Annotated in this window: 15 protein-coding genes and 2 riboswitches; of the genes, 7 read left to right on the forward strand and 8 right to left on the reverse strand. The window is 47.5% G+C overall.

The features are described from left to right. Positions 1-10: 10 nt before the first annotated feature. A complete protein-coding gene (locus KNQ03_RS13855) occupies positions 11-670 on the reverse strand; it encodes a class I SAM-dependent methyltransferase (protein WP_149428054.1) in 660 nt (219 codons plus the stop codon). A gap of 89 nt (positions 671-759) precedes the next feature. Here KNQ03_RS13855 and KNQ03_RS13860 point away from each other — a divergent pair, with 89 nt between their 5' ends. The 3 genes from KNQ03_RS13860 (at position 760) to KNQ03_RS13870 (ending at position 3,908) form a co-directional block, all read left to right on the forward strand. Further along, complete coding sequence (locus KNQ03_RS13860; protein WP_023469797.1) at positions 760-1,080, forward strand: heme oxygenase; 321 nt, start codon at positions 760-762, stop codon at positions 1,078-1,080. Between the two features lie 124 nt (positions 1,081-1,204). Next, on the forward strand, positions 1,205-1,942 hold the full coding sequence (locus KNQ03_RS13865) for a uracil-DNA glycosylase family protein (RefSeq protein ID WP_149428055.1): 738 nt from the start codon (positions 1,205-1,207) through the stop codon (positions 1,940-1,942). 92 nt (positions 1,943-2,034) lie between these two features. Continuing rightward, a riboswitch (Lysine riboswitch) is annotated at positions 2,035-2,213 on the forward strand. A 111-nt stretch (positions 2,214-2,324) separates the two neighbouring features. After that, positions 2,325-3,908: a Na+/H+ antiporter NhaC family protein gene (locus KNQ03_RS13870; RefSeq protein WP_214725178.1), complete on the forward strand. Its 1,584-nt coding sequence runs from the start codon at positions 2,325-2,327 to the stop codon at positions 3,906-3,908. Between the two features lie 64 nt (positions 3,909-3,972). Here the strand turns inward: KNQ03_RS13870 and htpG are convergent, their stop codons facing one another. Together htpG and KNQ03_RS13880 are read right to left on the reverse strand one after the other, a co-directional pair. Continuing rightward, entirely contained in the window at positions 3,973-5,835 is a 1,863-nt protein-coding gene (htpG, locus tag KNQ03_RS13875) for a molecular chaperone HtpG (RefSeq protein ID WP_133208455.1), read from the reverse strand. A gap of 82 nt (positions 5,836-5,917) precedes the next feature. Then, positions 5,918-6,787, reverse strand: a complete 870-nt coding sequence (locus tag KNQ03_RS13880) for a PDZ domain-containing protein (protein ID WP_214725180.1) — start codon at positions 6,785-6,787, stop codon at positions 5,918-5,920. Positions 6,788-6,922: 135 nt separating this feature from the next. Here KNQ03_RS13880 and KNQ03_RS13885 point away from each other — a divergent pair, with 135 nt between their 5' ends. Both KNQ03_RS13885 and KNQ03_RS13890 read left to right on the forward strand, forming a co-directional pair. Next, positions 6,923-7,753, forward strand: coding sequence for an SDR family oxidoreductase (locus KNQ03_RS13885; RefSeq protein ID WP_023469801.1), 831 nt, complete (start codon positions 6,923-6,925; stop codon positions 7,751-7,753). 139 nt (positions 7,754-7,892) lie between these two features. Further along, positions 7,893-9,065 (forward strand): M20 family metallopeptidase, encoded by a 1,173-nt coding sequence (locus KNQ03_RS13890; protein WP_214725182.1) that lies wholly within the window; start codon positions 7,893-7,895, stop codon positions 9,063-9,065. A 66-nt stretch (positions 9,066-9,131) separates the two neighbouring features. Here KNQ03_RS13890 and KNQ03_RS13895 read toward each other — a convergent pair whose 3' ends face one another. Beyond that, entirely contained in the window at positions 9,132-9,479 is a 348-nt protein-coding gene (locus KNQ03_RS13895; protein WP_214725184.1) for a hypothetical protein, read from the reverse strand. Positions 9,480-9,564: 85 nt separating this feature from the next. Here KNQ03_RS13895 and KNQ03_RS13900 point away from each other — a divergent pair, with 85 nt between their 5' ends. After that, a complete protein-coding gene (locus KNQ03_RS13900) occupies positions 9,565-9,990 on the forward strand; it encodes a DUF1801 domain-containing protein (RefSeq protein ID WP_214725186.1) in 426 nt (141 codons plus the stop codon). Between the two features lie 49 nt (positions 9,991-10,039). On the opposite strand, the gene KNQ03_RS13905 is transcribed toward KNQ03_RS13900, so the two are convergent. Both KNQ03_RS13905 and KNQ03_RS13910 read right to left on the reverse strand, forming a co-directional pair. Then, positions 10,040-11,278, reverse strand: coding sequence for an MFS transporter (locus KNQ03_RS13905; RefSeq protein WP_214725188.1), 1,239 nt, complete (start codon positions 11,276-11,278; stop codon positions 10,040-10,042). 26 nt (positions 11,279-11,304) lie between these two features. Then, on the reverse strand, positions 11,305-11,760 hold the full coding sequence (locus KNQ03_RS13910; RefSeq protein WP_055969726.1) for a CBS domain-containing protein: 456 nt from the start codon (positions 11,758-11,760) through the stop codon (positions 11,305-11,307). 182 nt (positions 11,761-11,942) lie between these two features. On the opposite strand from KNQ03_RS13910, the gene KNQ03_RS13915 reads away from it, so the two are divergent. Then, a complete protein-coding gene (locus KNQ03_RS13915; protein ID WP_035395500.1) occupies positions 11,943-12,365 on the forward strand; it encodes a MarR family winged helix-turn-helix transcriptional regulator in 423 nt (140 codons plus the stop codon). Positions 12,366-12,433: 68 nt separating this feature from the next. On the opposite strand, the gene mmuM is transcribed toward KNQ03_RS13915, so the two are convergent. Together mmuM and KNQ03_RS13925 are read right to left on the reverse strand one after the other, a co-directional pair. After that, positions 12,434-13,369: a homocysteine S-methyltransferase gene (mmuM, locus tag KNQ03_RS13920; protein WP_214725190.1), complete on the reverse strand. Its 936-nt coding sequence runs from the start codon at positions 13,367-13,369 to the stop codon at positions 12,434-12,436. Beyond that, positions 13,344-14,747 (reverse strand): amino acid permease, encoded by a 1,404-nt coding sequence (locus KNQ03_RS13925; RefSeq protein ID WP_214725192.1) that lies wholly within the window; start codon positions 14,745-14,747, stop codon positions 13,344-13,346. Before KNQ03_RS13925 ends, mmuM begins: the two co-directional genes overlap by 26 nt. Positions 14,748-14,824: 77 nt before the next feature. Beyond that, positions 14,825-14,926: riboswitch (SAM riboswitch) on the reverse strand. Positions 14,927-15,000: the final 74 nt, after the last annotated feature.

Below are 15,000 nucleotides of genomic sequence, written 5' to 3' on the forward strand. Positions count from 1 at the left end.
GTCCGACCTCCTATCTTTTATTTCTTTCCTCACTGTATTCATACCCGTTTTGAAGCAATTTGTTCGGATCAAAGCGATAGATGACGAACCGCTCGTCATGATTTTTTTCATAGAGGTCTCGTAATCGAATCTCATCGATTTGCTCGAATACGGTATGGCGCTCCAAGTACTCCCGGTATTCATCGGTCGGGTAATACAAGATGAGATCAACTGAACGCGGGGAACGTTCGACCGAACTTAAAATGTGATCGATCACTTTCATGAAAATTTGTGAAGAGAATGGATTAAAGAAATAAAACTTATTCGCCTCATCCGGAATGGTATACTGCTCGGCATACGTCTGTTCGAATCGCAAACTTCCGGAACGCCGCTTCCGTCGACTTTGGTAGTTCGCCATATTCCGAAGTGCGTCCTCGTAAAATTGTCCGTTCATCTCGATTCCGATGACGGAACAATCGAATCGGTCGTGTAAGTAAAAGTTCAAACGCCCTTTCCCACACCCGAAATCAATGACCGTGTCCTGTTTTTGAAACAAATACGTTTCGCATAATTCGTCTAGTGCCGCATAAGGCGTTGGTTCATATCGATTGTAGTGACTAAACACACCATAAAGATGTTGCATCTCAATGGTCTCGATTCGTAATCGTTGATCGTATTCCTGTTCATTCATTGTCGTTTGTTCCTTCTTTCCGGCATTCTTGCCTTCATCGTACTATACTGAAGAAGTACGTTACTCGTTTTTTGAAAGGGGATTTTATGATGATCGTCGTTACGAACCGGATTAAAGTCAAAAAAGGGATGGCTGCAGCTCTCGCTCCTCGTTTTACGCGTCCAAGTGGACTTGATACGATGGACGGATTCATCCGCGTCGAGGTCTTATTGACGCAAAACATCGAAGAACACGATGAAATGAACGTCAACATGTACTGGGAAGATATGAAGAGTTTTCAAGCGTGGCGGGAAAGTGACGATTTCAAAGCGTCACATAGTCGACCTGCGAGTAGTGAGGCAGGAGAATCGCCAATGCTCGGCAGCGAGATTCTGACTTATGAAGTCGCTTCGGTCAAAGAACGCGCATGATGCACGAAAAGGACTCGTATCGAGTCCTTTTTTATATACCTATATACAAATAGTGAAAGGGTCGAATTGTCACAAATGGTATTATTTGTTATCATAGTGCCATTACAGAGAGAGAGGGTCCTTCATGAATTCATTAACTATATTTGAACAAGCCATTCGTAGCTTACCTGACGATCGTACGTTACGACGTGATGAATTATGGACGGACGATTTTTTATTGCAACAGGAGAACGAGCTGACCGTCTATTACTCTCCGATTGGCGAATATGTCAATACTGAAGCAAAAGTCGTCATCATCGGGATCACACCAGGTTTTGAACAGATGCGAATCGCTTTCGAAGAAGCGACGGATGCCCTCCATCATGGTGTTTCATTAGAAGAGACGGCACGCCTCGTCAAATATACAGCAAGCTTTGCCGGAACGATGCGACGTAACCTCGTCCAGATGCTCGATACACTTGAACTTCCAGCATTGCTCGGAATCGAGACGACGGCTAGCTTATTTCATCAACATCAGAAATTATTGCATCCAACGTCACTGTTAAAGCAACCCGTCTTTTATCGCGAAAAGAATTACTCGGGTCATCAACCGAAGATCAATCGTAGCCCTTTATTAAGGCACTACGCGGAAGAACACTTCGTCGCTGAGATCAATCAGTTACAAAAACCAGCGTTATTAATTCCACTCGGTCGGGTCGTCGAGACGCAAGTCCGTGGATTGATTCATGATGGACGAATCGAACAGCATCAGCTTCTTTCCGGATTCCCCCACCCATCTGGCGCGAACGGTCATCGAAAAAAACAATTCGAGGAAAACCAAGCCTATTTGATGAAACAGCTCATTCAACATTTTGCTGAATAAACAACTTTATCTTAAATTATCAGAATATATGGTTGAATCGCTTCTGAAATACATGATAAAGTGTCCATAAGAACAGAATATGACTATTCTATCGATGAGGTAGAGGCGCGATTTCAATCAGTACTTGGTCCGAGGATGACAACGAAGACGACTGCAGGAAAGGTGACATCGCCGAAATGACAGTATGTGTCGAGCATATCGTCGTTGGTCGATTCGGGAAACACCCGATCGATTGCCATACATAACAATTGTATGGAGCGCTCCAATTCGGCTAAGAAAGACGCATCCAGCGAGGGTGTCGGCTTTGTTGCCGGTGCCCTTGCTTTTTTTGTGCCGCGGGGTCTCATCTTTAAGCCATTTATTAAAGAGGAGGATATTTTTCATGGTCAACTATTCAGATTCCATCATTGCCCTTGTACCTGCTTTACTAGCTATCTTATTAGCCATCTTTACCCGAAAGGTCGTTCTTTCGTTAGGTGTCGGTATTCTCGTCGGTGCCCTGTTACTTCACCGTTTTAACCCGATCGATACGGTAACCTATCTCGGCAAGAACATCTTCAGCCTCTTTTGGGCAGACGGTGCCTTGAACGAGTGGAACGTCTTATTGCTTGTCTTCTTGTTATTGCTCGGCGTCCTTTCCACGCTCATTCAGACATCAGGTGGCGCTCGTGCCTTCGGTGAATGGGCTTCTACTCACGTCAAGACAGCGCGTGGTGCACGCTTAGTTGCCTTCGGACTCGGTATCTTGATTTTCATCGATGATTACTTCAACAGTCTCGCTGTCGGCAACGTCAGTCGTCCGTTAACGGATCGCCGTGGTGTCTCACGTGCAAAGCTTGCCTATTTGATTGACTCAACAGCTGCGCCTGTTTGTGTCATCAGTCCGCTTTCGAGTTGGGGCGCATTCATCATCTCCATCATCGCCGGTATCTTAACGACGCACTCGATTACGGATTACTCAGCGTTTAGTGCTTTCATGATGATCGTTCCAATGAACTTCTATGCGATTTTCGCGTTACTTTTAACACTTTACATCGCTTATTCTGGCGTCTCTGTCGGACCGATGAAACAGCATGAACGCCGTGCCGCGAATGGTGAACTTTTTGATGCGTCAAAAGGAACACCGATGGGGATGGCAAAAGAGGTCAACGAACATACGAACGGAAAAGTCCGGGATCTCGTCGTTCCGATCGTCGTTCTTGTCATTGCTACAATCAGTGCGTTACTCGGGACAGGTGCTCAGGCACTTGCAGCCGACAATCGCCCGTTTACTTTAATTGGAGCATTTGAGGCAACAGACGTCACACGTTCACTCGTCGCAGGTGTCGTCATCAGTTTAATCGTCGCTTTCCTGATGCTGATCGGACGAAAAATTCCGGGCCGCGATTACCGTGCAAGCATCGTTGCTGGTATGCGTTCGATGTGGCCAGCAGTCGTGATTCTGTTATTCGCTTGGACGATCATTGCTGTCATCGGTGATATGAAAACCGGTGATTATCTCGCGAGCTTCGTTAGCAACTCGATTTCTGCGTCGTACTTGCCGTTCTTGTTATTCTTGATTGCCGGCTTGATGGCATTCTCGACAGGAACAAGTTGGGGTACATTCGGGATCATGTTGCCAATCGGTGCGGATCTCGTCATGGCTGTCGATGCCTCACTCTTGTTACCGACACTTGCTGCTGTTCTTGCTGGATCTGTCTTCGGTGACCATTGTTCACCGATTTCCGATACGACAATCTTAAGTTCGACAGGGGCTGGATCCCATCATATCGATCACGTTACGACACAGTTACCGTATGCGCTAGTCGGTGCCGTCACTGCGGCAGTCGGTTATTTAGTCATCGGTTTCACGGAGTCTTCGGTATTCGGTTTCATCGGAGCTCTTGTCACATTCGTACTCTTCGTCGTCGTCTTGAACGTTCTCTCGAAAAAAGGCGAAACCGCTTCGGATTTACAAACGGATTGATGAAACACTTTATGAAAAAGGCATTGGATGCGCGCATCCAATGCCTTTTTTATATCTATTCGTTTCACACCATCAATAAACACACATCATTCGCGAACGCTACCGGATCCTCAAGTGGAAGCCCTTCGACAAGTAATGCTTGTTGATACATCAGTTTGGTATAGCGCTCGAATTTTGAACGATCGTTTTGATACGCCGTTTCAAGAGACTCGAACACTGCGTGTGACGGATTCAATTCAAGAATCTTGACCGCTTCTACCCCTTCATTATTCGGCATCGCCTTCAGAATTTTCTCCATCTCGATTGAGACAGCGCCGTCCGTCGCAAAGCAGACAGGATGCGATTTTAGACGTGTTGAGGCTTTGACTTCCTTGACTTGCCCACTTAGCACTTCCTGCATGGCTTGGAACATCTCTGCTTGTGCGTCCGTCGTCTCCGCTTCCTCCGCTTCAATCCCTAAATCGCTGCTCGTGACCGACTTGAACGTCTTCTCGTTGTACGTCACGAGCATCTGGATCGCGAACTCATCGATCTCTTCCGTGAAGTACAAGATATCATACCCTTTATCACGGACGAGCTCGGATTGTGGTAATTTATCCAGACGATTCGTACTCTCACCAGCGGCGTAGTAGATATGTGCCTGATCTTCCGGCATCGCTGCGACGTATTCTGCGAGTGTGATCAACTTCTTCTCCTTAGCTGAGTAGAAGAGGACGAGGTCCTGCACCTGTTCTTTGTGCATGCCGTAATCATTATACATACCGAACTTCAGCTGGCGTCCGAACGCTTGATAGAACGTTTCGTACTTCGTGCGATCCTCGCGCAGGAGGGCTTCGAGTTGTGTCTTGATCTTACTTTGGATATTTTTCGCGATCAATTTCAATTGACGATCGTGCTGCAGTAACTCGCGCGAGATATTGAGCGATAAGTCTTCCGAGTCGACCATCCCTTTGACGAAACTGAAGTGATCCGGCAACAAGTCGCTGCATTTTTCCATGATCAAGACACCGTTGGCATAGAGTTCAAGACCCTTTTCAAATTCCTTCGAATAATAATCGTACGGTGCCTGCTCTGGAATGAATAAGATCGATTGATAACGAACAGCGCCGTCGACACTGATATGAATGTGTTTCGCTGGTGTGTCGAAACCATAACGCTTCTCTTGGTAGAAGTTCGTATAGTCTTCGTCTGTCAGTTCCCGTTTGTTCTTCCGCCAGATCGGCACCATGCTGTTGATCGTCTTGACGACTTCGACCTCTTCCGTCTCGTCACTGCCTTCGATCGGCTGACGTTCGAGTTCCTTCATCTCGATCGGATAACGGATGAAATCCGAGTATTTTTTGATGATGCTACGTAGACGATATGTCTCGAGGTATTCGTCATACGATTCTTCTTCCTCGTTCGCCTTGATGTGGAGTGTAATCTCCGTTCCGACGGTTTCCTTGTCGACTTCCTCGATCGTATAACCTTCGACACCACGCGATTCCCATTTATAAGCGACTGCACTGCCGAACGGTTTCGTAACGACGGTGACGACGTCTGCGACCATGAATGCAGAATAGAATCCGACACCGAATTGTCCGATGATATCATGACCATCTTGTGCTTCATTCTCTGCTTTGAAGGCAAGCGATCCACTCTTCGCGATCGTACCGAGATTCTCTTCTAGTTCTTCCTTCGTCATTCCGATTCCCGTATCACGAATGATGAGTTGACGCGCTTCTTTATTTGGTTCGATTGTAATTTTGTAGTGTTCCTTTTCGAACGAAATCGTCTCGTCCGTCAATGCTTTGTAGTACATCTTATCCATGGCGTCACTTGCATTCGAGATCAATTCGCGCAGGAAAATCTCCTTATGCGTATAGATGGAATGAATCATCATCTCCAGCAATCGTTTTGATTCCGCCTTAAATTGTTTCGTTTCCATGCTCATTCTGCCTCCCTTTTTTAGCACTCAATCATATAGAGTGCTAATTCATCTCCTATTATTAGGGAGTTCGAAATATCTGTCAATCTCCTTTTTCACTGTATGTCGTGACTTTTTCAAGGACAATCATTCCGATTTGACGTAAGTGTTCTGCTGACCCATAGGTGCCATGGCTAACGCCGTTTTCATCCTTTCGATTACCGAGACCGATGAACTGCTCACTCGGTTTGAAGTGGAGTCCGACGACGGGGACCTGAAATCGTGACGAGAAGCCGACTTGAAAAATCGCGTCCGGATAATCCGTTGGTCGATAGGTCGTCCAATCGATGTCTGGTTCGAGCTTCGCAAATCGTTCCGTGTGTTCCTTACCGAGCAGGATGATTCCTTTTATCGAAAACAGTTCAAGCAGGCGTAACAAAAATGTCTGACCGAACGGACTATCTTCCAACACGCTGCGTTCTTTGATCGCTCCCATGTAATGGTGTGTCGGAAACGGGAAAAAATCCAAATGAATGACTGGATCAAACGTCTTTTCGTAAAACGACGCACCGAGTCCGTTCAAGAATCCTTCGAGCTTCCCCCCACCTGGTCGACCGAACCAGGTCCGGTACACATTTGGTTGTTTGAAGTAACGATTGAAGCGTCGGATCGAATCCGTCAGCGTTTTCTCCTGCAGATAATCCTCCCATGCCATCGACTTCGGACGTATGAAAAGCGGACCATGCTCGTCAAATCGTAATGTACCTGTTCGGTCTAAAAACTGCGATCGAGATGGGTTCGTCGCGATCGTCACCCAACTGCTACGTGTCGCATCACCAAACCAGAGGACCGGTGTCGTTTGGTCGATCAATTCACTTGCGAATGCACTCTTCTCGAGTGTTATTTGGTACTGGACGGCTTCGTGTAATAATTTTTTGGCAAGTTGCCATTGATCGGATGTCAGCGTTCTCATCTCCCTCTATACAGCGATTGTGCTGTTGTAGATGTACCCCCTATCCTCTATTACTAGACGCATCGATGGGTTTAATCTCCATTTCTCCGGGAATGTTTCATAAGGTGAACGATACGACTTAGGAGGGATTTAACAATGGGTAGACTCGATCAAAAAGTAGCTGTCATTACCGGCTCGGCAACAGGGATTGGACAAGCGACTGCACTTGTCTTCGCAGAACAGGGAGCAACGGTCGTCTGTGCCGATGTCTCACTTGAAAAAGCACAACAAACAGTAGAACAGATTACACAACAAGGTGGGAAAGCAGAAGCCGTCCATGTCGATGTCTCAGACGTCGAGAGTGTCGAGCAACTTGCGAAGCACGTCAAAGAGACATACGGTACGATCGACGTCCTCTTCAACAATGCCGGAATCGATGAACAAGGCGGGAAAGTCCACGAGTATCCAATCGATCTCTTCGACCGGATCATCGCGGTCGACTTGCGCGGTACATTCCTCGTCAGTAAATTCTTGATTCCACTCATGCTTGATAACGGTGGTTCAATCATCAATACGTCATCGATGTCTGGTCGCGCAGCTGACTTGAACCGGTCCGGTTATAACGCAGCAAAAGGCGGGATCGCGAACTTCACGCGCGCGATGGCAATCGATTACGCGCGTCACGGCATTCGTGTCAACTCATTATCACCAGGAACGATCGAAACACCACTCATCGATACACTTGTCGGTGAAAAAGAAAAAGAGCAAGGCAAACAGTTCCGCGATGCGAACGCTTGGATTACACCACTCGGACGACTCGGTAAACCACGCGAGATGGCAACGGTCGCCCTCTTCCTTGCTTCTGACGACAGCTCATATGTTACAGGTGAGGATATCACAGCAGACGGTGGCATCATGGCTTATACATGGCCGGGAGAGATGTTAATCGATTCGAAGTGGAAAGACGAAGCAGAAAAAAGTGAATGAGCAAGGTACGGTGTAACCCTCTGGTTGCACCGTTTTCTTTTATCTCAAGACGTTCAGCTCCGTAAATTATTTTCCGAATTCGTTTACCTCCCTGAAGTATTTTTATCAGGGTACAGGATAGGTAAGGGGGGAAATACTTATGCAAACAGCAATTACTTACTTACAACGATGTCTTCAAATTCCAAGCGTTAATCCGACGGACGGAGAGGAAGCCGTCGCACGTTATGTGTACGATGTACTGATTGATCATCACATCTCGACAGAATGGATCGAAGTCTCACCGAAACGGATTTGTCTCGTCGCGACCGTTCCTGCGAGTGAAGAGGTTTCACGCCCTTCCGTACTCGGGCTATCTGGTCATCTCGATACGGTTCCTGTGCAAGGAGACGGCTGGACGAAAGATCCATACGGTGGTGAAATCGAAGACGGACGCATTTATGGTCGTGGGGCTTCGGATATGAAGTCAGGTGTCATGGCGATGGTGCAAGCGCTCATTCAATACAAGGAACGTCAAAACCGTCCGAACACCGTCAAACTTCTGATTACATCCGATGAAGAAAATGGCATGACAGGAGCTCGGCATTTGACGGAACAAGGGCATGCGGATGATTTAGATGCTCTACTGATCACAGAACCGACGAGTGGGATGATCGGTTATGCACAAAAAGGGGTCGTTGGGATTGAAGTGACATGCCGTGGGAAAAGTGCACATAGCTCTGCCCCGCAACTTGGACGTAATGCGATTGATGACGTATATCGCGTCATCCAAGAAGTGAAGTCGGAGCGTTTTTCGATCACGACGAATCATCACTCGGCACTTGGTCCGGTCGTTGCATCGATCACCTCGATTTCAGGAGGCGAAGGACCAAACGTCGTTCCGAGTCAGGCTTCGTTTTATATGGACATCCGGACGATTCCGGGATTCGGTCGAGCGGACGTTCTTGCTGCCTTTACGGATATTGAGCGTCGACTTGTTGCAGAAGATCCTGACTTTGACATGAGCGTGACCGTCATCAAGGATATTCCTTCCTGTGAAACCGATGAACAAGCGCCTTTCTTGCAACAGGTCGCAGATACGATGGAGCAGGTCAGCGGCGTGACACCACGAAAAATCGCCATCCCAGGTGGAACGGATGGTGCAATGTTCAGCCAAGCAAAAAAAGCATTCCCGATCGCGATTGCTTCTTTCCATGATTTCCGTCTCGCGCATCAAGTCGATGAGTCGATTCCGTTATCCGAATATGAACAAACGATTGCGTTTTGCTTTAACTTGATCAACACACCATTACATCAATCACTTCCATCGCTTTAAATAAAAAAGGGACGACTTTTGGGTGCAATACCCAGAGTCGTCCCTTCTACTTTTACTGTGTTTAGTTTAGTACACACCAAGCTGTGCCAACGCCTCACTTAAATAACTTTGATCACTGCGAAACTGATGATTCGTTTGTCCGTCAGACCAACTGATGAAGACACGACCAAGCCGGTCATACCGTAAACAGAGACAAATCACGCCCTGCTCGAATACGACTTCTCCCTGTAACGACTCATGGACGCGAGCAAAGTTACGGATGAACGTATCATATTGATTAAATGTAACTGAAAACTCGTGTTCACTATCTTCTCCCGTCATTTGAATCGTTAGTTCCTCTTGTTTAGGATATACGTGTAAGATGTCCCACGATACACTGCTTTCTTCTCCTCGAAACACGATGCGATGCTTCATTCGATTTCCTCCTTTATGTACAAGGATTTTCGCTTTCTTTTCTCGAAAGTAATCGATATCTTCTTCATCCGAAAGGAGTCTGCTTATGTCTGATACGCCAAAGACAGGTCCTACTGAACAGTCCGTTGATGCCTTTCTGGCACAAGTCGAACCACCACTACGTCAAGCAGATGGTATCACGTTACGTCAGTTCTTCGAAGATGTCACGGGATACGAAGCCGTTCTTTGGGGGTCTTCCTTGATTGGTTTTGGTGCCTATCATTATCGCTATGCCTCTGGTCACGAGGGCGACAGCTTTTATGTCGGTTTTTCTCCGCGCAAGACGAACCTCGTCCTTTACCTCACGCTTGGTGAAGACGATGTATCGGAACGACTGCTTGCCACTCTCGGTACGTATCGACGCGGCAAGTCCTGCCTCTACGTAAAACGACTGACTGACATCGATTTAAACGTCCTTCGGGAAATGATTGAGCACTCGATCCGCACGTTAAGAGACATGTACCCGTCTTGATTTCAATCAAAAACAGCCGAAGCGGATTCGCTTCGGCTGTTTTTTGAAATTAATGTCCGCCTTCTGTCCGATCGATATGGCGAATGTGTTTGAGATTGCCCCCGATGATGATGACGGATAAGAGGACAAAGCCACTTCCGACATAAAATGGTAAGTTTGCGTTGAAGATTTCAGCCAATTTCCCGGCCATGAATGGCGCGATGGCTGCCCCGAGAAAACGTAGGAAACTGTATGCCGCAGATGCTGTCGAACGTTCGACAGGTGCTGCGTCCATGACAGCTGTCGTGATGAGCGTGTTGTTATTCCCAAGCACGGCTCCCGCCAAGATGACACAGACGATGACGACGGCTGGTGTTTCCGTGAAGATCCCCATTAATAGAAGCAAGATTGCGAATGTGATCAACATCATGACCATCGCTTTGATTGTTCCGAACCATTGTTTCAGTTTCGGAGCCGTTAAGACCGATGTGATCGCAAGCAACATTCCCCAGCCGAGGAAAACAAATCCGAGTCCTTGCGCTGGTAGTTTCATGACGAATGGTGCATAGGCCATGATCGTGAAGAACCCAACGTTATAAAGTGCCGCAACGATCCCGAGCGTCAAGAGTGAACGATGCTTCATCGCTTGAAACGGTGCTTTTAATGATAACTTCTGTTTTGGTGCAGCAGATGCTGCTGGTTTTGGCATTAAGAAGAGCAAGACGAGGAACGCGATGACCATGATCGTCGCAACACCCATGAATGGGGCGCGCCATGTGATTGAACCGAGCGTTCCGCCTAATAGTGGTCCAATCGAAATCCCAAGACCAACGGCTGCTTCATATAAAATGATCGCTTTTGCTGTTCCACCTGACGACAGAGAAACGATCGCAGCGAGTGCTGTTGCGACGAATAAGGCGTTCCCTAGTCCCCAACCACCGCGTAACGCGACGAGCGTCCAAATGCTGTCTGCTTGTGAAGCAAAACCAGCAACGATTGCGATGACGGCGATCCCGAGCATCAATGTTCCTTTTTGACCAATCCGTGATGAGATCGCGCCTGTAATTAACATCGCGAATGCCATGACGGCGTTATAACTTGTAAATAAGAGCGTTACTTCACTTTTTGACGCTTCTAAATTCTCGGCAATCGTCGGTAAGACGGGATTGACGAGACCCATTCCCATGAATGCTGTAATACTGGCGAAAAAAACTGCCCAGACAGCAACCGGTTGATGGAATAATCCATGTTTGCTTTCTGCTAATACCGTTTCCGGCTCAAGCGTCGTTGTTTTTTCAGCAAGTGCCATAGTGTCCCTTCTTTCTATTGAATGTGTTACATGAACTGTTTAAACGAATGGCGAATGACGTCGCCTCGACTAATGATCCCAACAAGACGTCCTGCTTTCAGAATCGGAAGCTTTTTGATCCGTTTTGCGCCGAGCGTTGCTGCAATCTCTTCTATTTCTGTTTCAGCGTCCGCTGTTACGACTTTCCGACGTGCCAGTTCCATGACAGGTCGATTCAAGATATGACGAATCCGATCTTCGTAATCTTCTTCGTCTCCTTTGATGACATCTACATATAAGAATGTATCGACGATGATGTCCTTGTGTTTTCCAATCGCGCGCATGATATCTCCGTCACTGATATACCCGACGACCTCTTGCTCAGCATTAATGACAGGTACGCCGCTAATACCAGATTGAATGAATCGTTCGATGACCGTACGAATCAGATCTGTATCGTTTACTGTGATGACCTCTTGTTTCATCGACTCATAAGCTTTCATCTGAATTCTCCTTTGTCGTTCGTTTCTCATATGAAAAAGTTGTATGATACAATTAAAAGAACAAAAATGATTGTATAATACAACTACAACTCTGTCAAGCCTCCTGCTTTTCGCATTGACAGCTTATCCACATTGGGTAATCATGAGGGACAGAGAGACCTTATTGAAAGGGGAGATACCCGATGTCTCAACAAGCACTCGAAACCATTGAATTAGAGTTAGCAATTCTGATCCGGCGCTTGACGACAGCGACGGCAGACAATCGTAATTTGGATCGTGCTTCCTACCTTTTGCTGCGACAACTAGCGGATTCCGGCAACGTCGGTGTCAAAACACTTGCTCGTGAACTCCAGCTTGATGTCTCGACCGTCAGTCGCCAAGCTGCAGCGCTCGATCAGAAGCAACTTGTGGAAAAAGTAAAAGATCCGACAGATGGTCGTGCCTTCTTCTATCATATTACGGATAAAGGACAAGAAGAGCTCACGATTTACCGGACAGCGCGCCTCGCGAGCATCGAACGTCTCCTGACGGACTGGCCATCGGATGATGCCGAAGATTTTGGACGTCTATTGCAACAATTCAACCGTGCCTTGCGCGAGCGGTAACGAAATCACACCATTTAAAGGAACGGACGCGAAATCAATCGATTTCGCGTCCGTTTTTTCGTCATTATTCATGATGTAGTAGAAACCTGACAAACCGAACGAATTTGTGCGATATGTTCAGGTGACGTTCGGCAACAACCACCGATCAATCGTGCCCCTGCCTCATACCATGTCTTCGCGACGGTTTGGAACGATGTACACTGATTCGTACCTGACCACGTTTTTGCGACCGGATCATAGACCTCACCAGAGTTCGGATAGACAATGATTGGCACATCCGTCAACGCCTTAAGGTGACGGATAAAGTCGGTCGCGTAAGATGCCGGAAAGCAATTTGCACCGATTGCTGCGAGCTGTGGATGTTGTCCGACCGTTTCAATACACGTCGCAAGTGCCGTTCCTTCACTAATGTGTGTCGCATCTTGAAGCGAGAACGTCAGCCAAGCGGACACTTCCGGATACGCTTCGAGAATCCGGAACAACACGACAGCTTCCTCGAGCGACGGAATCGTCTCAAATGCCAGCAGATCAGCCCCCGCTTCAATCAATGCTTCGATCCGTGGTCTGTGGAAGGCTTCTAGCACATCTGCTGACACTCCATAATGACCGCGATATTCAGAACCATCTGCTAAGTAGGCACCATAAGGACCCACTGATCCCGCGATCAATGCGTCACTCTTTCCGCTACGCGTGCGTGCGTTTTGCGCCAAGGTGACCGTTTGTCGAATCAGCGCCTGTGCTTCCTCTGTCGTGATATGACGTTGCTTGAATCCTTCGATACTTGCTTGATAGCTTGAAGTGATCGCAACATCGGCACCTACTTCAAAGTAGTCACGATGGACGTGCTCGATCTGTTCCGGTGCTTCGATTAAGAGACGTGCTGACCAAAGCGGGTCGTTCAGGTCGAATCCCTTCTGTTCAAGTTCGGTTGCAAGGGCACCATCTAAAATAAGAAAGGGAACTTCCTGTAATCGTTGATCAACTGGATTTTTGATTCGGGACATCTTCAACACTCCGTTTCTGAGAAGAATTCGTGAACGCATGTACGACATAACAGATCACGATGAATGGAATACCACAGTACAAGGCGATTCGTTGTGTCGGATCAAATCCGATACCAATCAGAGAAATCAAACAAACGACGAAAGCGGCGATCGGTACAAATGGAAAGAGTGGTGTGCGATAGACCAATTCGTCGATCGTATGCCCTTCACGGAGGAATTGTTTCCGGAAACGATACTGGGCAACGCTGATACTCATCCAAACGACGACGACAGCGAGACCGGAAATCGAGACGAGCGCGATATAGACACTTCCTGCTGCATAGATGCTAGACAGCAAGGCAAGTCCTCCGCCAAGCATGCTGAACAATACGGCTCGAAGTGGAACCCCACTTGGCGTCACCTGGGCGAAGAAGCGTGGAATCATGCGTTCGTTCGCAAGCGACCAGAGCATCCGAGAGGCGGCGTAAAGTCCAGAATTCGCTGCCGACAAGATCGCTGTCAAAATGACGAAGTTCATCACGTCTGCCGCATACGGAATTCCGATCCGTTCAAACACGGCGACGAACGGACTTTCGAGTACACCTTTCCCATCCGTTGGTAATAAGACGGCTAACACGATGATCGTACCGACGAAAAAGAGGACGAGTCGCAAAATTGTCGTCCGGATCGCAAGCGGAATCGTCCGTTTCGGATCGACTGCTTCACCCGCTGCGACACCGATTAGTTCCGTTCCCGAGTAAGCAAAGTTCACGGCAAGCATCGTCATGAAGATGACGAAAGCGCCATTTGGGAACAACCCGCCTTCGGTTAACGAAGAAAAGAATGGAGCCGGGCTACCATCTTGCAGTGGAATGAAGCCGACGATTGCTCCCGCACCGAGTAAAATGAAAGCAATGATCGTCACGACCTTAATGGCGGAAAACCAAAACTCGACTTCAGCGAACACGCGAACTTTCAAGACGTTGATACCGAGGATCATCGCAGCGAACAATGCGCTGAACACCCATACAGGAATCGACGGGAACCAACGTTGCATCAAAATGCCTGCTGCCGTGAATTCTGAACCAAGGGCGACCGTCCATGTCAGCCAGTAGAGCCAGGCCACTGTATAACCGGTGCCGGGTCCGATGTACTTCGTTGCGTACTTATGGAATGATCCGGTTTCCGGCATGTGCACGGCGAGTTCACCGAGACTTAACATGACTAAGTAAACGACGACGGCCCCAATCAAATACGATAAAATCGTTCCGACACGTCCTGCTTGTTCCAACGTATAACCTGTACTTAAAAATAATCCGGTTCCAATGACACCACCTAACGACAGCATGATCAAATGACGTGATTCCATCTTGCGTCGAAATGCTCCGCTCGTTTTCATGAATCCATTTCCTCCTCATTCCACCTATTTCAAACAAAAAACGCATCCTCACGGATGCGTCGGTCGACAATTCGGAAATCTTATCGATCGGGTGCAGCACCCGCAGGAATTAGCACAGTATCTTTCGACCTGTTGCTGAGGTTTCATAGGGCCAGTCCCTCCACCTCTCTGGATAAGTATGTAATTGTTCATAACCCTATCAAGTCTTTTTCAAATTGTCAACACAATTCAGAATACTTCTATCAAAAAAACA

The sequence above is a fragment of the Exiguobacterium sp. s143 genome, from assembly GCF_018618895.1.
In the GTDB taxonomy this organism is placed as follows: domain Bacteria; phylum Bacillota; class Bacilli; order Exiguobacteriales; family Exiguobacteriaceae; genus Exiguobacterium_A; species Exiguobacterium_A abrahamii.